Source organism: Agrobacterium sp. CFBP2214 (genome assembly GCF_030209895.1).
Taxonomy (GTDB): domain Bacteria; phylum Pseudomonadota; class Alphaproteobacteria; order Rhizobiales; family Rhizobiaceae; genus Agrobacterium; species Agrobacterium radiobacter.
This window is the reverse complement of the sequence record NZ_JARVRC010000004.1, coordinates 144,407-163,772: the sequence shown is the minus strand read 5'-3', so window position 1 is coordinate 163,772 and position 19,366 is coordinate 144,407. Positions and strand designations below refer to the sequence as shown.

Below are 19,366 nucleotides of genomic sequence, written 5' to 3'. Positions count from 1 at the left end.
TTATGTTCATAAAAAACTCAAGCCAAAATTGTTGTTTTTAAATCCGAACACCGAATGGTGCTTGCGGGCTTTATATCTAAGTAAATGTTAAATATAGATATTATTGAAAGTTTTATTTTCCGCCTGACGGCATTTTTGGCGCCGTCAACGCTATATTTAGCATCTTGCTTGTCTCAATAAATGTACTAATGTCAAAAAACATCACGATCAAGTTCGCCATCGAGCGACGGCTGCGGAGGAAGTGCGGCTCTTTCGCCATTCCGCCCCGTGGATCAGGGAGATCGAAGAGCAGCCCTTTGGAAGCAGGCGTCCGAAAACATTCGCATCGGTGTTTGAGCAAAGAACAGGAGCGGGCATTGGCAAGAATTGTAATACTCAACCGGGTTGATCCGGAGCGCGTCCGGTACAATCAGGTAATCGACCACGATATGCATGAGGTGACCTATATCGGTCAGTTCCTCGACGGGGTGTCGCCTGCGCGAGCACGGATCATCACCGCCAAACTGTCCGACCTTGATCCGGATGCGCTACCGGCGCTGATAGAAGAGGCATGCGCGAATTGCGACTGCCTGGTTGCACGCGGTGAGCGTGACCTCATTCTCGCCGCCCAAATCCGTGAACGGTTCAATATTCCCGGCGACACGGTCGCAAAGGTGCTCCCGATCCGCGACAAACTGACAATGCGAATGTCAGTCCGTGGATCAACCGTCAGGCAGCCCGCATTCTGGTCGCTTGCACAATACAAGCGCGCGAGTGGCCGGATACCGCTCCATCAGACACTGGTGCTCAAGCCGCGACTGGATGCAGCCAGCAACGGTATCTGGATCGGTTCACGAAATGAACTTGATGCCCGCGTCGAAACCCTTCGTGAGACAGACTGGCTCGTCGAAGAATATATCCCCGGCGACATCCTTCATCTTGACGGGCTTTTGCAGGGGGGAAAGCTGGACATCCTGCAAGCGTCGAAATACGTCAATACGTGTTTTTCCTATGCGGCTGGCTCAGCCCTCGGCTCAACGCAAATCGAAAATCCCGAATGGGCGAGCACGGCTGTAACGGAGCTTTCCCGCCTGCTCAACTATTCCGACGGCGGGTTTCATCTCGAAATGATTGTTGACGGCAATGGTCAACCACATTTTCTGGAATTCGCAGGGCGCATCGGCGGCGCCTATATCGCCGAAGCCTTCGAGTTAAAGACCGGAGTCAATCTCCACCACGCGGATTTGCGTTGCGCGATTGGCGAAACTGCAAACGTTGTCCTCGGCCGGGGCGCCCAAGACATGTTCGGGTGGTTCCTCTTTCCTTATGGCGCGAACCTCGATTGCGGCTCGGTCAGGCAGACCTTTGACGACCAGTTCGTCCGGTGCCTGATCAACGCGCAACCCACCAGACCGGACGTTCCTTCCTATAGCGAAATCCATTCGCCGTTTTGCGGGATCGTGCGGAAACCGTCGTCTTGCGAGGACGTCATTCATGAAATTGTCCGTCACGTGACCGCAGTACCCGTGGCCAGCGCATCCTGAACCGGGAGAAATTTATGACGAACGAAAAATCGATATCCCCTCAAACACAAACCTGGGAAAAGCGGTTCGCGGACCGAGCCAGGAACATGCATGCATCGGAAATTCGGGATCTGTTTGCTTTGCTGGGAAATCCCGATATCATTTCCTTCGCGGGTGGATTTCCTGACGCTGATCTTTTTGCCTCTCCGCAGTTTCTTGACGGCTATCAGAAATACCTTCGGGATTGCCCGCAGGTCTCCCTGCAATACTGCGCCAGTGAAGGCTATCTGCCGCTACGACGCTGGATCGCCGGTTTCATGCACCGACAGGGCGTCATCTGCAGTTCAGACAACATCCTGATTACGTCGGGAGCGCAGCAGGCCATCGAATTTCTTTCTCGTCTCTTTCTCGAAAAAGGCAGCTCTGTTGCGATCTCAAAGCCGAGCTACCTCGGTGCGCTGCAAATCTTCGACGCTTATGAACCCGACTACCGCTTTTTCGACGCGAAAGGGAAAGCTGCAGGGCGCCCGAGCCCAGACACCGACGACGCCAGTCCATTGAAGCTCATCTATGCCAATCCGGACTTCTCGAACCCGACGGGTGAAACGATGGGAACATGCGCGCGGCGTCGGCTGCTTGCCCTTGCACGCGATAATGACATCCCCCTGGTCGAGGACGCGGCCTACAGCGCGTTACGATACGAAGGAAGCACGCTTCCTTCAATCATGCAGCTCGATATCGAGGAATGTGGCTCGATCGAAAACTCTCTTGTTGTCTATTGCGGCAGTTTCTCCAAGACAATGACTCCCGGCATGCGGATCGGCTGGATATGTGCTGCAACCCCCCTCATCCAGAAGCTGGTGTTGCTGAAGCAGTCCAGCGACCTCAACAGTTCAACGATCAACCAGATGGTAATGCACCGCGTTGCAGCTGAAATGTTTGACGAGCGTGTGCTTGCCTCGCGGCAGGCCTATCGGCAGAGACGCGACAATCTGATCAGTGCGCTCGAGCAATACATGCCCGACAAGGTCTGCTGGCAGAAACCGGAGGGCGGGATGTTCGTCTGGCTGACGCTGCCGGACGGTCTCGACGCCAATGCTCTGCTTGCCAAGGCTATTGCTCTCGAAGGCGTCGCTTTTGTTCCTGGTCGCCCCTTCCACCCCGATGGTTCGGGCCGGAATACGCTTCGCCTCTGCTTCACCTCCTGCCCACCGGAGCGCGCGCGGGAAGGCATCAAGCGACTGAGCCGCCTGATCATCGATGAAATGGCGGATCTCCGTTCAGTCGCGCCGCCGGAAATGGTACCGGTTCCCGGTCTCTGAGAGAGATTTTTCAAGCCTTGTGTGCTGTATGCGGGGCGTTGCAGTGCAGTCTGGCGCTTGCCGTGATTTCTGACGGTTGGGAAGCGTACTGTCCCGCACGAGGGCGGCGGGAGAACCATGCCGCCAGGGCGGGAGACCAGGCGCGCGAAGGCATGGATATCATGCCTCTCGACTTTCAGGCCGCTCCTCCAGACGGGGTCGCTGCGTCTCAGGTACGTTTGTCTACAGAAAATGCGGGCAGGACGCCGCGGTTGTGTATGACGAACGTTGGGAGCGAGAGGCGTTTTCCGGGAAGTGCTTCAAATGCGCAAACCGGTGGCGCCGGCAGGCGCGGGGCGTCTTGTCGTCACGTCTGAAGCGGGCGCAACCAGCTGCCATATCTCACGGAACACCTCTTCCCTTTCCGCTTGGGCCGCCACGATGTTCAGCTCGGGTGCCAGGCTCCTGAAGTTATCCATAACGCGGTTGATGGTCTCGATTGAATTTTCTTCGTGCTTCAGCTTGTCGCCATCGCGCGCCAGCAGCCGTTCCCTGACAATCTCTGCTTTGACGTCGAGATAGATCGCACAGTCTGGCCGGGGAATCCCCTGATTGATCGTCCGGATGAACTCCGGGTCGATCCCCCTGCTCCGAAAAAAGGCGACAGAAGAGAATACATAGCGGTCGCTGATGACTGTCTGGCCACGCGCAAGTGCAGGTATTATGACGTTGCTGCAGTGCCGCACCCTGTCTGCTGCCGCAAACAATGCGAGTGCGCGGACGGTTTCCGGCGTGCCGCCACTGTTCAGGAACTGCTGGACAAGTTCGCTCTGGCGATACCAGTCCGATGGCTGTCGGGTCAGGACGACATTATGGCCGAGTTCAGCGAGCCGTCTGTGCAGAAGTTCGATCTGTGTCGTTTTGCCTGCGCCGTCGAAGCCCTCGACTGCGATTAACCTTCCAGGCCAGCGTGTTTGCGCCCAGGTGAAGGAATGAGTTTTAGTCATGCGCGTCTCTTTCCGTGGTTGCTTGCCCGACGGCTGCGCCGGCAAAATTGGTGGTGAGATAAATTGCTGCTGCAATTACGACGACACCCAGGCCCCAGAAGACATAATGGGTTCGTACGCTTTCCACCCCCGTCAGCGCCGGCATTGAAAATACTATCAGTCCAAAGGCGCTGGTGACCGCCTGGGTATATGTGCGAACCCTGCCGATCGTTTCCATGTCAGCCAGCTCGATCATTCGCCCGTCGCACAGGATCTTCGAGAACGAGAATGCAAAGCCCATCAGAAGATACAGACCCGCGACCGACATGGAGTTCAGTGAAAACGATACGGTGGCGGTGAAAAGCCCCAGGGCGACGATGGAAAGATACTCGAAGCCACCCAGGCCGGACCGTCTCAACAAACGCGCGACGCAGGCCGCGGCGGCGATGCCGCCGACTGACCAAAGTGCATCAATCAGCCCATATAGCTCGCTGCCGCCGTCAAGTTCGTTTTGCACCAGAAGCGGGAGCATAACATTCGACAACTGACCGACAGAAGTGCTTAAGCCAATCAGAAGAGCCAGCCGGCCAAGTTCCGGCTTGCGCAGGAAGAACCGATAGCCTTCCCCCATCTGCGCTACATAGCTTTTCCGCGCACTGACCGGTGGATTTGCGTCCGGCAGGCCGAGCAGGCAGACTACGACGAGAGCGCATAGAGCGGAACCGACGATGAAACCCGCATGGATCGGCAGCCACATCAGAACGACCCCTCCAAGGCCCGCCCCTGCAATCATCGATCCCTGCCGCAGACCGTTGGCAATTGCATTTGTACGCTTAATGTCGCCCTTGTCGACGATGGACTTCTGAATAGCGTCGAGGGCTCCGCCCTGGACAAGCGCCGCTGCGGCAATGCAGGCGGCGATGAGAAGAAGCATCCCATAGGACGGCGCGTAACCGAGCAAATGTGCAAACCAGGGCGTTGCCATCGCACATCCGAACAACGTCTGTCCGAATATCGCCAACCGTTTTCTGCTGCGCCGGTCGATCAAGGCTCCGACACTTGGTGCCAGGATTACGTTCATGAGATGACCAACCAGAAAAGCTATGCCCACGAGAGCTACCGATCCCCCGATCAGTGCCGATGACCATCCGAGGGTAATCACCCAGAGGCCTCGGGTGACGCCAGCAAGCGTTATCGCCGTAAAATATCGGGAAATCAAAGGCGCGCGCCTCCTCATATTCTGGAAAAGTCTCAAAATTGATATATTATGGAGATTGATCACGCAATATATATTTTGAAACTTCGGCAGCCTCGCGCCGCGGCTTCCCTCGATACGTCGAAGATACGGCGTTTTGACGGAAAATTGCTGCAATATTGCATTTTACGGCATGTTCCGACGTTACTTTGAACCTCTTGCGCGCCCATCCCACGGTTGTGGCGGATGATTGACAATGAGAAAAGTATAAATAATGATACGTTATTCGCAATCGTAGCCCTAGCAGGTGTCAAATGAATCTTATGCCGGCCACGCCATCGACATTCTCGTTTTTAAACGGCCACCTGCGGATTGATCGCGATGAAATACTGGCCCGCTGCCGACCAGCTGAGGGCGATATCGTCGTTTTGTCGGGGACGCTGGTGGAGGGTATCGGGAACAAGCACTCTGATATCGACGTCTACGTCATATGCGACGAGCTTCCGCCGGTCAGGCACACTGGCGATCACAGTTTCTTCATTGAGCAGAACGGCGGATTGCGCACTTTCGTCGACTACATTCGTGAAGATGGCGTGGCTTTTGACGTCGAATATTATACCCGAGCCGAGGTCGAGGCGATGAAGGATGATGTTCTGGCGCTTTACCAGCTGGCGCGTCGGGGAACAAAGACCTTGCGCAAAAAGCTTCCCCTTTCGTCCGAAGATGCGCTGCACAAGATGCAGGTCGGCATCACGGTCACGGGCAACAGCGAATTTGTGCAACTGTTTCCGACAGACTTCTGGGAAAAACTCTCCTTCGTCCAATACCGTAATCGGACCGGTGGCTATCCCGAATTCAAGGATTTGATGGGGACATGGGGTTCCGGCGACTTCGATACCAGCTTCCTCGTCTGTACCATGTTTTTGATGGATCAGGCGGCCGGACTTTGCCATCTCGCCGGGAGCACCAACGCCAAGCCCAAATGGGTCATGCAAAACCTCAAGCGCCTGCCGGAACCGTTGCGTCCCCTGGGTCAGGAAGTTATCGCCTGGTACGGCTCCGCAGGCAGTGCAATATCCGACAGGAAGGCAGCAGTGCTTGCAGCCTGTGAATTGATGACCAAAATCTATGAGGCGAATACAGCGCTCCTAAACGCCAGCGGCGATATTTTCTACTCGGCTGAAGAAGCTCTGCGCCTGACGCAGGAGGAATTCATGCGAGAACCTTTCCACGACCCGCAAACGGTCCTGGAGTTCGAATTCCGGCGGCTGCTTTTCAACACCGGCACGCGTTCGGTGCGGGAATTCCTCGTCCAGAACGTATGACTGGCAACAGAAACGCGACGATCGGGGAAAAGGCGTTATAGCCACAAGCCGGCACGCCGGATGCTGCATCGGTATGCGATCAGCACCAACGGTCCATAAAAATGTCATCACCATCGGACGCCAGCGTCGCAGTCGACCGGACCACGGCGCCAGACTGCTGTTTCAGGCGGCTTCTGACTGAACTTGCAAATGGCGGGACAAACGCGGATGTGAGAGTCCGCAGCAACGGACCGTGTCTGGTGATTGGAGCCGGCTGGTCTTGTCCGCTATCAGTTCACCCGCCCACGCATGGGTGCACATCGTCGGTGGTTATCGTTTCGCCGACCCTTCGTATATCCCGGCAGTCAGAATCCGCGAAGGAAGACGGCAGAACACCGTGTGCTTCAGGATGACTGGAACCTGCCAACCAGGCGGCGTCTCATCAATTCGACAGCCTCATAAAAGGCCCAGCCGATCAGTGACAGAAGCATGACCATGCCGATGACAACGGATGTGTCACTGTTTTCCTGACCCGACGACAGAAGATAGCCGATCCCTTCATTTGCGCCCATCAGTTCGCCGATGACAGCTGCCGTTATGGCAAGCGTTGTGGCGACTGCCATGCCTGCGAGGACCGACGGTAATGCAGTTGGCAATTCAATGTGGCGGAACCGCTGCCATGGGCTTAACCTGAGCACCGTTGCGAGATCACGGAAGCTGCTTTCCCCATAGCGCAGGCCGGTCATCATGCCGGACATGACCGGAAAGAACGTGACGATCGCGATCAGAACGATCTTCGGAGCCGGCCCGATACCCAGCCACAAAAGCAAAAGCGGGGCGATTGCAATCTTTGGAGCTGTCTGCAGGAGCAGAACGAGCGGCGTGGCAAAACGTTCGACCCGGGGCAGCCGGACAAAGACTGCGCCGGCGAAGACGCCGGCAAGCGTGCCGAGCATGAACCCCGCGACAATTTCAGACAGCGTCACCCACATATGCCGGCCGAGGCTGGCGTTTTTGTACAGGAAACCGAACCTGTGGAATACTTCGACGGGCCCCGGCAAAAGAAACGCCGGCACGTCGAAGAGATAGATGATTGCCGTCCACAGAAAGAAGGTTGCGGTCAGACCCGCCACGCCACGCAGAAGCATCCTTATTGGCCGATCGAATAGGGGTCGATAACGAAATCGGCGGCCTTGGGAGGAGTGTCGATCACCTTGTATTGCGCCAGGATGTCGGCATTCTTCTGCCAGCCCGCCATGTCGGCCGCGCCAAGACCCATTTTCCTGGTAAGGGTGCTCTGCCAGACGGAGGGCACGAATGTCTGTTCAAAAGCCGTGGTCAACATGGGCTTTTGATCCCTGGGCCAGGTTGGCGCGTATTTTTCAAGCGCGATATCAAGTGCCTCAGACACGTGGCCGTCTATTACCCATTGGTACGACTGGGTGATTGCAGTGGTGAAGCGCCTGGCAAGATCGGCGTTTTCCGAAAGTTTGCTGTCGCTGGTAACAACCACATTGCCAAAGGAGGGCAGGAAGTCGTTGGACAGAATCATGGTGACCTTGGTACTTTCGGCTTCCAGATTGTATTTTCGCAGTTCGGAAAAGACTATGGCATCGACCTGATCAGCCTGCAGCGACTGGACGATCGCTCCTGTCGCCACGACTTCGACGGAAACGTCGTCAAGTGTCAGGCTGGCGCGTTGCAAACCAACCTGAAGCTGGAGGTAGTTCGGGCTGGCAAGGCTGGTGACGGCGACCCTCTTGCCTTTCAGGTCCGCGTAAGATCTGATTCCGCTCTCTTCCTTCGCCAACAGCGCGCCGATGCCGCGCTGATATGTGGTGTGGATCACCTTGACCGGTAGACCGTTAGCCACAGCGGCAACGACCGCATCACCATTCGGAAAGCCAAAATCGACATTCCCGGCAGCAATGTTGGTGAGAATGTCAGCCGCAGCGGCGTAAATGAATTCAACCTTGATTCCGTTTTTTTCGAAAATCCCTTTCTCCACGCCTGCGTAAAGGGGGGCGTAAAACGGTGCGGCAGCACCGTCGATCTGAAGTATCACCTTGTCTGCAGCGCTCGCCGTCATGGCAACAAGTGGCGAAATTGAAACAGCAATAAGACCGGCCGCGGCCGCGCTGGAAATTTTGAACATCGTTTGACCCCTCGGTTGTTTACGGTCTGGAGAAAGCGCGTCCCGCAATGCGCAGAAGATTTCGCTGGGTGGGCTCGTAATCGTCGAGCCATTCATCTGTGTCGCGATTTCCGTGAATTCCGAGGAGGCAACCGGTTTCAAGTCCGATTGCATTTCCGACTGTCAAAAGGATCTCGCTTTCCATTTCGACGCCAATCGCACCCAGAGCCTGGAAGTGGCCGACGAAATTTCCACACACGTCCCGACCGTCGTCGACAGGCCGGTAGCGGCGGTCCTGGCCCAGATAATAGCTGTCGGTCGACGCGACCATGCCGGTGCGACAGGTGATGCCAAGTTCGGAGGCCGCATCGACCAGGCCGGTGACGATACGCGAGGACGCCTTGGCCTTGCCGCCAGCCATGCGGTAGGTGCACGCAGAGCCGGTATCGCCTACAGCCTGGTTTACTGCGACGAAAGAGCCGGGCGCATATTGCGCCGCCAGCGCCGACATGCCCCCGATGCGCACTACCTTCCTGGCGCCGAGCATGGCAAGTTCCACCAGGGCGATTTCAGTCGAGGGACCGCCAATGCCGGTGGAGCATATGGTCAGTCTCCGGCCCTCGTAGGTGCCGGTTATGACTGCAAACTCCCGCTTGCGACCGAAATCGGTCACGTCCTCCATCATGTCGGCGAGCAAATGGACACGGTCCGGATCGCCAGGCGTTAGAACATTTTCTGCAATGTCGCCAGGCCCGCAGGGCAGATGCGGCGGCCTGCCGTTGTTCCAGGGAAAGGCGGCGCTTGTCATTTCCTCGTCCCCTTCCACGAGAGAAGCCGGTTTTCCAGCGAGGACAAGACGACATGCATCACAAGACCGAGTGCGACGGTCAGCAGAACGGCAGCAAAGAGCAGCGGCGTCTTGTAGGTAGCGGCGGCATAGGTCATCAGGTATCCAAGTCCGAGCTTTCCCGACATCCACTCGGCCAGCACCGCACCAACCAGCGCCTGGACCGCGCCGATCTTCAGGCCGACGAAGATCTCCGGCAGTGCCGACGGAAATTCGATCTGCACAAATCGCTGGATTTTGCCGAGACCCAGAAGTGTCGCTAGGTCCCTCATTTTTGGATCGAGCGTTCGGAACCCTGACAGGGCACCAATAAAGACCGGGAAGAACACAAGCGAGAAGACAAGGATGATTTTGGACAGAACCCCAAAGCCGAACCACACGATGAAGAGGGGCGCGAGCGCAATTTTAGGTGCTGTCTGAAGGATAACGAGCGGGCCGTCCAGCCAGACCGAGAGTGTCGGAAAACGCGTCATCGCGTAGGCCAGAGCGATGCCGGCGATCAGGCCCAGGAAGAGCCCGAGCACGATGTTCTGGATGGTGAAGCCGAGATGCAGCCAGAGATCACCGTTGCTCGCAATGGCGACCAGTGCACCCCAGGTGCGCGCCGGAGAGGGCAGAAGATAGGCAGGCATTGCCATCGGACCAGTAGCAAGCCACCAGAGTGCAAGCAGCGCTGCCAGTGACAGGATATAGTCGATACAGGCGCTGAAGTGCCTCGCCATTATTGCGGCTTCCCGTCACGGGTTTCGCCAGGCGTACGTAAATCGCGGCGAAGCCGGGCGACGAGTGAGTGGTAGGCGGGGTCGAGTTTGGTTTCTTCGCCGCGTGGTCGCGCGAGATTGACCTCATGGATAGATTTCAGTTTGCCCGGGCGCGCGGTCATCACCATGACCCGGTCAGCGAGATAGACGGCTTCTTCGACGCTGTGGGTAACCAGCAGGATCGTTTTTCCGGTGGCCTGCCAGATCCGCAGCAGTTCGTCGTTCAGCGTGTCTCGTGTCAGTAGATCGACCGCGGAGAACGGCTCGTCCATCAACAGGATCGGTGGATCATCCGATAACGAACGGGCGATTGCCGCGCGCTGGCGCATTCCACCTGACAGTTCGCGCGGCAAAGCGCCCTCGAAGCCGAAAAGGCCTACCATTTTGATCAAATCGAGTGCAATCCTGTCCGCCGCAGCGCGAGAAACCCCGGCGGTGTCGAGGGGAAACCGGACGTTTTCGAGGGTCGTTTTCCAGGGAAGAAGAACCGGCTCCTGAAAAACGAAACCTACCGGACGCTTATGGCCGGCAGTGTCGAGCCTTATAGTGCCGCCGCTTGGGTGGTCAAGACCGGAAATCAGGCGGAGGAGCGTCGATTTCCCGCAGCCTGAAGGCCCAACGATCGCGATGAATTCGCCTGGCCTGACGTCAATGGTTAACGGCTCCAGCGCAGTCACCGTCCCGTGGTCAGCGACAAACGTCTTATGGATGCCTGCGATATCGATCATCGGCCCGGATTGCGTCACCCTCATTTCTCCGTATCCCGAACAAGAAACCGGCGTCGCCCGACTGCCTTCCCTGTCTGTCAGTTTTAGTCGCGTGAATAGAAAGGTTTCACAAAAAGTTTCACAAAGCAAGCCAAGTTCTCAAAGATGAGACTTATACCAATAACGTGTTTTTGACCGAAGTAATTCCGGCGTCGGCGGCTCACAGCGCGTCCCCGCTCGACAGATTTGTACCGAAGTCGCCGGTAAACCCGCCGCAGCCTGATTATTAATGCGATAAATCTCAATTTTGAGAATCTTGTTGACTTTTTATGCGTTGAGGGACATGTTTTGTTTTTGAACGCAGGAGTGCACATGACACTTTGTTGCCTTATCGCCCGACGCTGATCTGGGTTTTGGTCGCACGATGACGGTGTTTTCCGTCTGCGTACTTTCCTCTCCGTCTATGCTTGCCTCAACAGCGGACTTGGCCCCTGGAGGATAGCCCTTTTTTCCCCGGATTCACGACATGTCAGCCAGTCTTTGTGCTTTTCCAGCTTCTGCTCCTCTTCCACCCCGTCGATCCATTCATGAGGTCGAGACGATCATAAAACGACACGAGCCGGTAAACGGCCAGTACCGCCTGGTGGTGCTCTCGGCCCCGGATTCAGTCCTCGATTGCCGGCCGGGCCAGTTCTTTCACATTCTTTGCCCTCAGACGGATCGATTCCAGCCATTTTTCCGTCGACCGATGAGCATCTACTCGTATGACCTGGAAGAAGGAGAGCTTGCCTTCCTCTATAAGGTGGCTGGTGCCGGCACCCGTGCGCTGTCTGAACTAAAGGCAGGCGACACGCTCGATATCGTCGGCCCAATTGGCCAGGGTTTCGAATTAAAGGCTGAATGGCAACGGCCTCTTCTTCTAGCGCGGGGTGTAGGGCTGGCGACCCTTGCGCCGCTTGCCAGGGAATGTGCGTACACGGGGCGGCGACTGACCGCGATTTGCAGCGCGCGCTCTCCCGAGCTTCTTATGTCTACAGATCTTTTTCGCGCTTATGGCGCGGAAGTCATCACCGTTACCGATCTGGAAAGCAATTCAGGCGTGGAGAGCCTGACACCGCTAATCGATAAGCTGGTCGAAAGCCACCAGGTCGATTCTCTCTTCACCTGCGGGTCGGCCCGCCTGATGCGCATGGTGCAGGACATCGCTACCAGGCATGCTATTGGGGGTCAGGTTGCACTGGAGCAGCACATGGCGTGCGGCATTGGCATGTGCCAGGCCTGTGTACGACCCTTCAAGCGCTCGGCAGAGGCAGTCAATCTCAGGGTCTGCCGTGAAGGTCCTGTCTTTGACCTCGATGAGGTGCTGTGATGACGGATCTTTCCACGCGGATCGGAACTCTGTCGCTAAAGAACCCGATCATGCCGGCGTCCGGTACATTCTCCGAAGAATTGGCGGATGTTTTCGACCTTGACTGCATTGGTGCGCATGTGACCAAGACCATCACCCGAGAAAGGCGTTCAGGCAACCCTGTGCCGCGTGTCTGTGAGATCCGTGGTGCAATGCTGAACTCGATCGGGATACCAAGCAAGGGCGCGGAGTGGTTTGTCAGGAACACAATTCCTTTCTACACGCAGTATGAGGCGCCTCTTGTCGTCAGCATATCCGCGGGAACGGCCGACGATTTTGCCCGGTTCTCCGAGGAGATCAGCATTCCAGGTGTTGACGCGATCGAGGTCAATATTTCCTGTCCCAATATTGAAGATCACGGCAAGGCCTTCGCCATGCGTCCCGGTTCGACCGAAAACGTGATTCGGAAAATCCGTGACGCAACGGATCTGCCTCTCTGGGCAAAGCTGTCGCCCAATACAGGTGAAGTGGTGGAGGTGGCGCAGGCGGCCGAAGCGGCAGGTGCCAACGCACTCGTCGCGGCCAATACCATGCTAGCCATGGCCATTGACAGCCGCACCGGCGAGATCCGGCTTGGGAATGTTATGGGCGGCCTGTCCGGCCCGGCCATAAAACCAATCACGCTGCGCATGACGTATCAATGCGCTAACGCGGTTTCCATCCCTGTAATCGGTTGCGGGGGCATCTCTACGGTTGATGACGTCATCGAATATCTGATGGCCGGCGCACGTGCCGTGCAGGTGGGCACCGCCACTTTCATCAGCCCCAATACCATGCCGCGTCTTGTCCGTGAGCTCGAAACTGCGCTCATTGCCCGCGGCCTCGCCAGTGTGGATGCATTAATCGGCACTGCAAAACTTGCCAGAGAAACAATCGCTCTTGCGGAGTATCCCTGATGTCTGCAAGCCTTGCGAACACGGACGAAATCAACGACCTGTCCAGCACAGCCGTCCATCTGTTCAGGCAGGTCGCCAAACAATCCGCTGATCTCGAAGGCGTCAGTCGACCCGCGTTCTCCGATGTCGAAACTGGTACGCTGCAGTTCCTGATGGATTTTGCCCGTGCTGAAGGGCTGGCCGCTGTGTGGGATCAAGGTCGCAACGTCGTATTCTCGCTACCCGAACATCAGACGGCCGATCGCTTTATATTATGTGGTTCACATGTCGACAGCGTTCCTCGCGGAGGGAATTTCGACGGACTGGCCGGGGTTCTGTCAGGTATCATGTGCCTGGTTCGTGCCAGGCGAGAGGGCAACAGCTTCTCCCAGCCGGTAAAGGTCATTGCCATGCGCGGCGAGGAAAGCGCATGGTTTGGTCCCTGCTACGTGGGGTCCAAAGCTCTTCTTGGCGTACTTTCACCGGAGGAACTTGCCGCAAGACATCGAGGTGACGGACGGACGCTTTCCAACCATATGGAAGCCGCAGGCATCGACATGGAGCCGATCCGCGCCGGCAGACCGATTATCGACGCGAAACGTGTGAGCGCCTATCTCGAGGTCCACATCGAGCAGGGTCCTGTTTTGGTAGAGCGCAATCTGCCGACCGGGATCGTGTCGGGTATACGCGGTAATTTTCGTTACAGAAAAATCGCCTGTTATGGCGAGGCGGGTCATTCCGGGGCGGTTCCCCTCGCCTATAGACATGACGCGGTGCTCGCCATGGCGGAACTCCTCAACGTTCTTGATGCCGCCTGGCATGAATTTGTCGCCGCCGGCCGTGATCTCGTCATAACCAGTGGCATGGTTTCGACAGATCAACAGAAACATGCATTGACCCGGATCCCCGATTTTATAGAGTTCAGTCTGGATATTCGCAGCCAGGATAGCGGGATGCTTAACAGCATGCATTCGTTTGTTCTTGCCCAGATCGCTCGTATCGAGCGCGAGCGCGCGGTTCGTTTCGACACCGGTGAAGCTTTATGGACGAGCCCGGCGATCTGCGATGAGAAACTCATCGCTCATCTGGAGGAGGCCACGAGGGCGACAGGTTCACCCGTTTGCCTGCTTGCATCAGGCGGCGGCCATGATGCGGCGGTGTTCTCGGAAGCGGGAATTCCATCCGGTATGATCTTTATCCGCAATCGCAACGGATCTCATAATCCGCAAGAAGCGATGACAATGGAGGACTTCGACGTCGCGACGGACATCCTCTATCAGTTTCTGGTCAACCCGGTTGCATTACCTTCGAGGGAGCCCTCCCCTCGGGAAAAAGAAAAGGCGAAGAAACCCATGTTTAAAATGATTACCGATATCATCCGGGAAAAAGGTAACGGCTCTCGGGCTTATCACAGCGCCGCAACCGTGGCCCGGAAGGCCGCGCTGGCGGATCCCGAGCGGGCTGCTGGCTATTTCATTCTTGCGGTGGCAGCCCAGGAGTTTGCCGATCTGCATTATGGCGAGGCCACGCAGGCGGATGTTTTTGACCGCGAACTGGACCGCTTCCAGAATGCCGTAGACACGCTTGACCTGGCATTTGGGGGCTCGGACGCAGACCAGAAGCTGAAGGCCATATCAATGATGGCAATACATTTTATTGCTGGGGAGCAAGGCCAGCAGCTTTAAAAATGCCACCTCGCTATTGCGCCTTAAAGATCGCCGCGTTGATGGATGATGTCGCCGAGCAAATGGCGCGTGAAGGCGTTGAAGCAGCCGTGAAGGGCCATAGCGCCACCCTCGCCGACGACGAAAGATATAAGGAAGACCAGTATAAATTCAATCCTTTCGGCGTCGCCAGCATTGGCGGCTACAAGCTTTAACGCCCCTGCGCAGCGGCCTATGCGGCGGGGGCGGGATCGCTCTCGCCGGCCACCAGAAGCATGGGCCATACGCAATGGCGGGCCTGACCGGGATAAAAGGGCGCGTAGGCCGGCATGGTCGATAATAGCGTCTGGGCGACCGTCACGCCGAGATCATGCAGGGACATGCGGAAACTGGTGAGGCGAGGCTCCAGAAACTGGCCGCGCGGGCCATCGCGAAAGCCGATGACGGCAAGATCGCCCCCCGGTTTCAGGCCCGCTTCCGCCAGCCGGCGATAAAGACCGACCGCCATCAGCTCGTAAATCAGCACGATCGCCGTTGGCCGGGGCCGCATCTGCAGCCATTCGCTGGCGGCGTGATACCCCCCCTGCTCGCTCGATTTCGCCCGGATGACCAGAGAGGAATCATAGGCGATGCCATTGCCTTCCAACGCGCGCCTGTATCCCTCCAGAAAAATGTAACCGAGATTGATGTCGCTGTCGGGCACGGCAACCGCGATCGAGCGATGCCCGGCAGCGGCGAGACGGTCCACGGCGCTTTTCGCGACCCCTTCGAAATCGAGGTCGATCCAGGCGTGACTGTCGCTGGAAGCGGTCCGTCCGAGCGATACGAAAGGCAGGCGGGTCTGCTTCAGGAAATCCACACGCTTGTCGGTCCGCCGGGTCGCGGAAATGATCATCGCATCCACCATGCGGCGCGCCACCATGCGCTTCAAATATTCATCCGGATCCTCGTCCCCCGGGCAAGGGAGAACGATGAGATCGAGATTATGCTCGGAAAACACGCTTTGCAGACCATCCGTCACACCCAGAAAGAAGTTGTCGGAGTTTTCAACAGTCTGCGCGTCGCTGCCGGTCATCAGGCCGATGACATTGGTGGTTCCCTGCCGCAGGCTGCGGCCGGACTGGTTGGCGACATAACCCAGCTTTTCCGCCGCTTCGAGAACACGCCGCCGCGTCTCTTCGTTCACATCCGGCTTGCCGTTCAGGGCACGGGAAACAGTGCCTATCGATATCTCGAGATAATCGGCAAGCTGACGAATTCCTTTCATGCACTCCCCTCCCAGGCCCGGCGCGCAATCGACGCGCCCCTTAACGGTCTTGACATATCTAACATCATTGGCATAGTCTCGTAAACGTTTACGACGCTCTGCGCAAAGAGGAGTTTGCCAAGAGCCCGGGGAGATGAGATGACTTTTAGTGCCGTTTTATGCGGGTGCGGAGCCATGGCCAAAGGCTGGTTGCGCGCCATTCAATCAACGCCGGAAATCGCCAGTGCGATCAAGATCGCCGGTCTGGTGGATCTGAACGAGAACACGGCCCGCGCGCTGGCCGAAGAATTCGCCCTCACCGACGCGGTCATCGGCACGGATCTCCGCAGGGTTCTCGCTGAAACCAAGGCCGACATCCTTTTTGATATCGTCATCCCGCAGGCGCGTTTCGCCGTGGTTGAGGCCGGTCTAGAGGCCGGGTGCCATGTGCTCAGCGAAAAGCCGCTTGCCGCCTCGATGGAGGAAGCCGCAACGCTGGTGGAACTGGCGAAGAAATCAGGCAAAATTCATGCTGTGGTGCAAAACCGGCGGTTTGTGGCCGGTATCCGGCGGCTGCGCCGCGCGCTGGAAGACGGCGTTATCGGCGATCTGACGGCCATCCATTGCGATTTCTTCCTTGGGCCGCATTTTGGCGGCTTCCGCGAGGAAATGAAGAACGTCCTGCTTCTCGACATGGCGATCCACACCTTCGATGCAGCCCGTTTCGTCGCCAATGAAAAACCCCTCTCCGTCTTTTGCGTGGAGAAGAACCCGGCCGGTTCCTGGTATGCCCATGGGGCAAGCGCCAACGCCATTTTCGAGTTTTCCAACGATGTCGTCTTCACCTATCGCGGCTCGTGGTGCGCCGAAGGCGAGCGGACCAGCTGGGAAGCGCGCTGGCGGCTGATCGGCTCCAAGGGCATGATCCTGTGGGACGGGGAAGACAATTTCTCCGCCTCGGTGGCCGGCGACGAACAGGGGCTTCTGCGTGGCTTTAAGACCGTAAACGTTTCCGAAGCCGTTTCCGAGAAGGACACGCGCGGCCATGCCAGCGTCATTCTCTCGTTCCTCGAATCCATCCGCACCGGCCAGATGCCGGAGACAGCCTCCTTCGACAACATCAACAGCCTTGCCATGGTGATCGGCGCGATTGAAAGCGCCCGCCTCGGCCAGCGTGTTTCAATTGCAGCATAAGGACTGAAAGACGTGAGCAATCCGGCAACATCCATCCGCATCGGCACCATGGTCAGCGCCACCAAGGGCCAGGCGGCCGAACGTATCGGCCAGATCGCCGATCTCGGCTTTGAAAGCTTCGAGCCGTTCTTCTGGCAGACCACCAACGGTCAGGACCTTGCCGAGCTCGGCAAGCGCTGCCTTGACGCGATCGGCGAGCGCGACATCACCATCAGCACGCTCGGCATGTTCGGCAATCCGCTGGAAGAAACCGAGATCGACCTTGAGACATTGCAGGGCTGGAAAGACTGCATCGACAATGCCCACCATTTCGGCGCGACCTGCGTTGCGGGTTTCACCGGCCGGCTTCGCGGCAAACCGCTGCCGGAAAGCCTTCCCCGATATAAGGAAATCTGGAGCGAGCTTGCAAAACGCGCCGCCGACAAGGGCGTGAAGATCGCCTTTGAAAACTGCGCCATGGATGGCAACTGGCAGACCGGCGACTGGAACATCGCGCACAACCCTGATGCCTGGGAACTGATGTTCAACGAAACGCCGGATGACCATATCGGCATCGAATGGGAACCCTGCCATCAGATGGTCTATCTGATCGACCCGCTGCCGCAAATCCGAAAATGGGCGGACAAGATTTTCCACGTACACGGCAAGGACGCGACAATCCGCTGGGACGTCATTCGCGAGCACGGCATTTTCGGCAAGGAAAAATTCGTCTTCATGCGCACGCCGGGCTTCGGCGACAGCAACTGGACGGACATTGTTTCCGAACTGCGCCTCGCCGGCTGGTCCGGCTCCATCGACATCGAAGGCTGGCATGATCCGGTCTATCGCGATGCGCTGGAAATGACGGGCCAGGTGCATGGCCTGAACTATCTGAAAAAATGCCGCGGCGGCGATTTCGTCGTCGACCCGACATAACGGCAACCTTTTGGGAGAAGGTTTCCGAAAATTGCAGAGAGACGATAACCAAGAGGAGGAGATTATGGGTATCGCGAAATGCATGATGGCCGGCGCAATTTTGCTGGCGAGCGTATCAGCCGGCGCAATCACCGCGCAGGCCGAGGATGTGACGTTGACCCTCTGGTCGCTGGATCGAGATATCCAGCCGGCGCCGAACCTTATCAAAGAGTTCAATGCGCTCAATAACGGCATCAAGATCGAATACCGGCAATTGCAGTTCGATGATGTGGTGAGCGAATCCATGCGCGCTTATTCGACCGGCAATGCGCCCGACATCATCGCCATCGACAACCCCAACCACGCCATGTTCGCCGCACGCGGGGCCTTTCTCGATGTGACCGACATGATCGCCAACTCTGAAGTCATCAAGACGGAGAATTATTTTCCGGGGCCGCTGAAATCGGTGATGTGGGACGGCAAATATTTCGGCGTGCCGAAGGCGACGAATACGATTGCGCTTTATTATAACAAGGACCTGTTCAAGGCCGCAGGGCTCGACGCGGCAAAACCGCCGCAGACCTGGGATGAGCTGGTGGGCGCGGCCCGCAAGCTGACCAATCCCGCAAAGAACGTCTATGGCATCAGTTTCAGCGCCAAGGCGAATGAGGAAGGCACCTTCCAGTTCCTGCCCTGGGCGCAGATGGCGGGCGCGACGTACAAGAACATCAATACCGAGGGCGCCGTCAAAGCGCTCGAAACATGGAAGCTGATGCTGGACGAAAAGCTGGCATCTCCCGATACACTGACGCGCAGCCAGTGGGATTCCACCGCCACCTTCAACGCCGGCAATGCCGCCATGGTCATTTCTGGCCCATGGGAAATCGACCGCATGCTGAAGGACGCCAAGTTCGACTGGGGCGTGGCCCTGCTGCCGGTGCCCACACCCGATGCGCCCCGATCTTCGGCCATGGGCGACTATAACTGGGCGATCTTCTCCAAGACCAAACATCCGGAAGAGGCCTTCAAGGCAATCGAATTCTTCGCCTCGAAGGACAAGGATATGTTCAAAAACTTCGGCCAATTGCCGGCGCGTTCGGATATTCCGGTTCCGCCAACCGGCAATGCGTTGAAGGATGAAGCGCTAAAAACCTTCGTGGAACAGCTGAAATATGCGCAGCCGCGTGGCCCCTCACCCGAATGGCCGAAGATTTCCAAGGCGATACAGGACGCCATTCAGGGCGCCCTGTCGGGTCAGATGACGCCGAAGGCTGCGCTTGATCAGGCCGCTGAAAAGATAAAGCTGGTCGAAGGCTGATCTATCTGGGCGGGCGGGCCGGTTTCCCCG

General features: G+C 57.3%; 18 protein-coding genes. 10 read left to right on the top strand and 8 right to left on the bottom strand.

Going from position 1 to position 19,366, the window contains the following annotated elements:
- Positions 1 to 356 precede the first annotated feature (356 nt).
- Together QRN60_RS13285 and QRN60_RS13280 are read left to right on the top strand one after the other, a co-directional pair.
- Entirely contained in the window at positions 357 to 1,523 is a 1,167-nt protein-coding gene (locus tag QRN60_RS13285; protein ID WP_162690432.1) for an ATP-grasp domain-containing protein, read from the top strand.
- Positions 1,524 to 1,537: 14 nt separating this feature from the next.
- Positions 1,538 to 2,824 (top strand): aminotransferase-like domain-containing protein, encoded by a 1,287-nt coding sequence (locus tag QRN60_RS13280; protein WP_060726702.1) that lies wholly within the window; start codon positions 1,538 to 1,540, stop codon positions 2,822 to 2,824.
- Positions 2,825 to 3,123: 299 nt separating this feature from the next.
- Here the strand turns inward: QRN60_RS13280 and tmk are convergent, their stop codons facing one another.
- Complete coding sequence (gene tmk / locus QRN60_RS13275) at positions 3,124 to 3,810, bottom strand: dTMP kinase (protein ID WP_060726701.1); 687 nt, start codon at positions 3,808 to 3,810, stop codon at positions 3,124 to 3,126.
- Positions 3,803 to 5,026, bottom strand: coding sequence for an MFS transporter (locus tag QRN60_RS13270; RefSeq protein ID WP_111791766.1), 1,224 nt, complete (start codon positions 5,024 to 5,026; stop codon positions 3,803 to 3,805). Before QRN60_RS13270 ends, tmk begins: the two co-directional genes overlap by 8 nt.
- A gap of 272 nt (positions 5,027 to 5,298) precedes the next feature.
- Here QRN60_RS13270 and QRN60_RS13265 point away from each other — a divergent pair, with 272 nt between their 5' ends.
- Positions 5,299 to 6,309 (top strand): nucleotidyltransferase domain-containing protein, encoded by a 1,011-nt coding sequence (locus tag QRN60_RS13265; RefSeq protein ID WP_060726699.1) that lies wholly within the window; start codon positions 5,299 to 5,301, stop codon positions 6,307 to 6,309.
- 383 nt (positions 6,310 to 6,692) lie between these two features.
- Here QRN60_RS13265 and QRN60_RS13260 read toward each other — a convergent pair whose 3' ends face one another.
- Genes QRN60_RS13260 through QRN60_RS13240 form a run of 5 tightly spaced genes read right to left on the bottom strand, consistent with a single transcriptional unit; the run spans position 6,693 to position 10,782 of the window.
- Positions 6,693 to 7,436, bottom strand: coding sequence for an ABC transporter permease (locus tag QRN60_RS13260; RefSeq protein ID WP_060726698.1), 744 nt, complete (start codon positions 7,434 to 7,436; stop codon positions 6,693 to 6,695).
- A 2-nt stretch (positions 7,437 to 7,438) separates the two neighbouring features.
- Positions 7,439 to 8,443 (bottom strand): ABC transporter substrate-binding protein, encoded by a 1,005-nt coding sequence (locus tag QRN60_RS13255; RefSeq protein ID WP_060726697.1) that lies wholly within the window; start codon positions 8,441 to 8,443, stop codon positions 7,439 to 7,441.
- Positions 8,444 to 8,462: 19 nt separating this feature from the next.
- Positions 8,463 to 9,230, bottom strand: coding sequence for a nucleoside phosphorylase (locus tag QRN60_RS13250; RefSeq protein ID WP_112346895.1), 768 nt, complete (start codon positions 9,228 to 9,230; stop codon positions 8,463 to 8,465).
- Positions 9,227 to 9,991 (bottom strand): ABC transporter permease, encoded by a 765-nt coding sequence (locus QRN60_RS13245; protein WP_060726695.1) that lies wholly within the window; start codon positions 9,989 to 9,991, stop codon positions 9,227 to 9,229. The genes QRN60_RS13250 and QRN60_RS13245 overlap by 4 nt, the downstream gene beginning before the upstream one ends.
- A complete protein-coding gene (locus QRN60_RS13240; protein WP_060726694.1) occupies positions 9,991 to 10,782 on the bottom strand; it encodes an ABC transporter ATP-binding protein in 792 nt (263 codons plus the stop codon). The genes QRN60_RS13245 and QRN60_RS13240 overlap by 1 nt, the downstream gene beginning before the upstream one ends.
- Before the next feature lie 481 nt (positions 10,783 to 11,263).
- Here QRN60_RS13240 and QRN60_RS13235 point away from each other — a divergent pair, with 481 nt between their 5' ends.
- Genes QRN60_RS13235 through QRN60_RS13220 form a run of 4 tightly spaced genes read left to right on the top strand, consistent with a single transcriptional unit; the run spans position 11,264 to position 14,899 of the window.
- Complete coding sequence (locus QRN60_RS13235) at positions 11,264 to 12,106, top strand: dihydroorotate dehydrogenase electron transfer subunit (RefSeq protein WP_077998783.1); 843 nt, start codon at positions 11,264 to 11,266, stop codon at positions 12,104 to 12,106.
- Positions 12,106 to 13,041: a dihydroorotate dehydrogenase gene (locus tag QRN60_RS13230; protein ID WP_112277340.1), complete on the top strand. Its 936-nt coding sequence runs from the start codon at positions 12,106 to 12,108 to the stop codon at positions 13,039 to 13,041. The genes QRN60_RS13235 and QRN60_RS13230 overlap by 1 nt, the downstream gene beginning before the upstream one ends.
- Complete coding sequence (locus QRN60_RS13225) at positions 13,041 to 14,705, top strand: Zn-dependent hydrolase (protein ID WP_060726692.1); 1,665 nt, start codon at positions 13,041 to 13,043, stop codon at positions 14,703 to 14,705. Before QRN60_RS13230 ends, QRN60_RS13225 begins: the two co-directional genes overlap by 1 nt.
- 2 nt (positions 14,706 to 14,707) lie before the next feature.
- On the top strand, positions 14,708 to 14,899 hold the full coding sequence (locus tag QRN60_RS13220) for a hypothetical protein (protein WP_060726691.1): 192 nt from the start codon (positions 14,708 to 14,710) through the stop codon (positions 14,897 to 14,899).
- 17 nt (positions 14,900 to 14,916) lie between these two features.
- Here the strand turns inward: QRN60_RS13220 and QRN60_RS13215 are convergent, their stop codons facing one another.
- Positions 14,917 to 15,951 carry a LacI family DNA-binding transcriptional regulator gene (locus QRN60_RS13215; protein WP_077998784.1) on the bottom strand — a complete coding sequence of 345 codons (1,035 nt, stop codon included), beginning with the start codon at positions 15,949 to 15,951 and terminating at the stop codon, positions 14,917 to 14,919.
- 138 nt (positions 15,952 to 16,089) lie between these two features.
- Between QRN60_RS13215 and QRN60_RS13210 the strand changes: the two genes are divergently transcribed.
- From QRN60_RS13210 to QRN60_RS13200, 3 genes are all read left to right on the top strand, one after another.
- Positions 16,090 to 17,124 (top strand): Gfo/Idh/MocA family protein, encoded by a 1,035-nt coding sequence (locus QRN60_RS13210; RefSeq protein ID WP_060726689.1) that lies wholly within the window; start codon positions 16,090 to 16,092, stop codon positions 17,122 to 17,124.
- Positions 17,125 to 17,136: 12 nt separating this feature from the next.
- Complete coding sequence (locus tag QRN60_RS13205) at positions 17,137 to 18,039, top strand: sugar phosphate isomerase/epimerase family protein (protein ID WP_060726688.1); 903 nt, start codon at positions 17,137 to 17,139, stop codon at positions 18,037 to 18,039.
- Between the two features lie 64 nt (positions 18,040 to 18,103).
- Complete coding sequence (locus QRN60_RS13200) at positions 18,104 to 19,336, top strand: ABC transporter substrate-binding protein (protein WP_060726687.1); 1,233 nt, start codon at positions 18,104 to 18,106, stop codon at positions 19,334 to 19,336.
- Positions 19,337 to 19,366: the final 30 nt, after the last annotated feature.

Excerpts from the sequence above, each read along its gene's own strand:
- QRN60_RS13255 (WP_060726697.1), bottom strand. The coding sequence starts at position 8,443 with ATGTTCAAAATTTCCAGCGCGGCCGCGGCCGGTCTTATTGCTGTTTCA.
- QRN60_RS13280 (WP_060726702.1), top strand. The coding sequence starts at position 1,538 with ATGACGAACGAAAAATCGATATCCCCTCAAACACAAACCTGGGAAAAG.
- QRN60_RS13245 (WP_060726695.1), bottom strand. The coding sequence starts at position 9,991 with ATGGCGAGGCACTTCAGCGCCTGTATCGACTATATCCTGTCACTGGCA.
- QRN60_RS13210 (WP_060726689.1), top strand. The coding sequence starts at position 16,090 with ATGACTTTTAGTGCCGTTTTATGCGGGTGCGGAGCCATGGCCAAAGGC.
- QRN60_RS13270 (WP_111791766.1), bottom strand. The coding sequence starts at position 5,026 with ATGAGGAGGCGCGCGCCTTTGATTTCCCGATATTTTACGGCGATAACG.
- QRN60_RS13235 (WP_077998783.1), top strand. The coding sequence starts at position 11,264 with ATGTCAGCCAGTCTTTGTGCTTTTCCAGCTTCTGCTCCTCTTCCACCC.
- QRN60_RS13240 (WP_060726694.1), bottom strand. The coding sequence starts at position 10,782 with ATGAGGGTGACGCAATCCGGGCCGATGATCGATATCGCAGGCATCCAT.
- QRN60_RS13230 (WP_112277340.1), top strand. The coding sequence starts at position 12,106 with ATGACGGATCTTTCCACGCGGATCGGAACTCTGTCGCTAAAGAACCCG.
- QRN60_RS13260 (WP_060726698.1), bottom strand. The coding sequence starts at position 7,436 with ATGCTTCTGCGTGGCGTGGCGGGTCTGACCGCAACCTTCTTTCTGTGG.
- QRN60_RS13220 (WP_060726691.1), top strand. The coding sequence starts at position 14,708 with ATGCCACCTCGCTATTGCGCCTTAAAGATCGCCGCGTTGATGGATGAT.
- QRN60_RS13200 (WP_060726687.1), top strand. The coding sequence starts at position 18,104 with ATGGGTATCGCGAAATGCATGATGGCCGGCGCAATTTTGCTGGCGAGC.
- QRN60_RS13265 (WP_060726699.1), top strand. The coding sequence starts at position 5,299 with ATGAATCTTATGCCGGCCACGCCATCGACATTCTCGTTTTTAAACGGC.
- tmk (WP_060726701.1), bottom strand. The coding sequence starts at position 3,810 with ATGACTAAAACTCATTCCTTCACCTGGGCGCAAACACGCTGGCCTGGA.
- QRN60_RS13250 (WP_112346895.1), bottom strand. The coding sequence starts at position 9,230 with ATGACAAGCGCCGCCTTTCCCTGGAACAACGGCAGGCCGCCGCATCTG.
- QRN60_RS13225 (WP_060726692.1), top strand. The coding sequence starts at position 13,041 with ATGTCTGCAAGCCTTGCGAACACGGACGAAATCAACGACCTGTCCAGC.
- QRN60_RS13215 (WP_077998784.1), bottom strand. The coding sequence starts at position 15,951 with ATGAAAGGAATTCGTCAGCTTGCCGATTATCTCGAGATATCGATAGGC.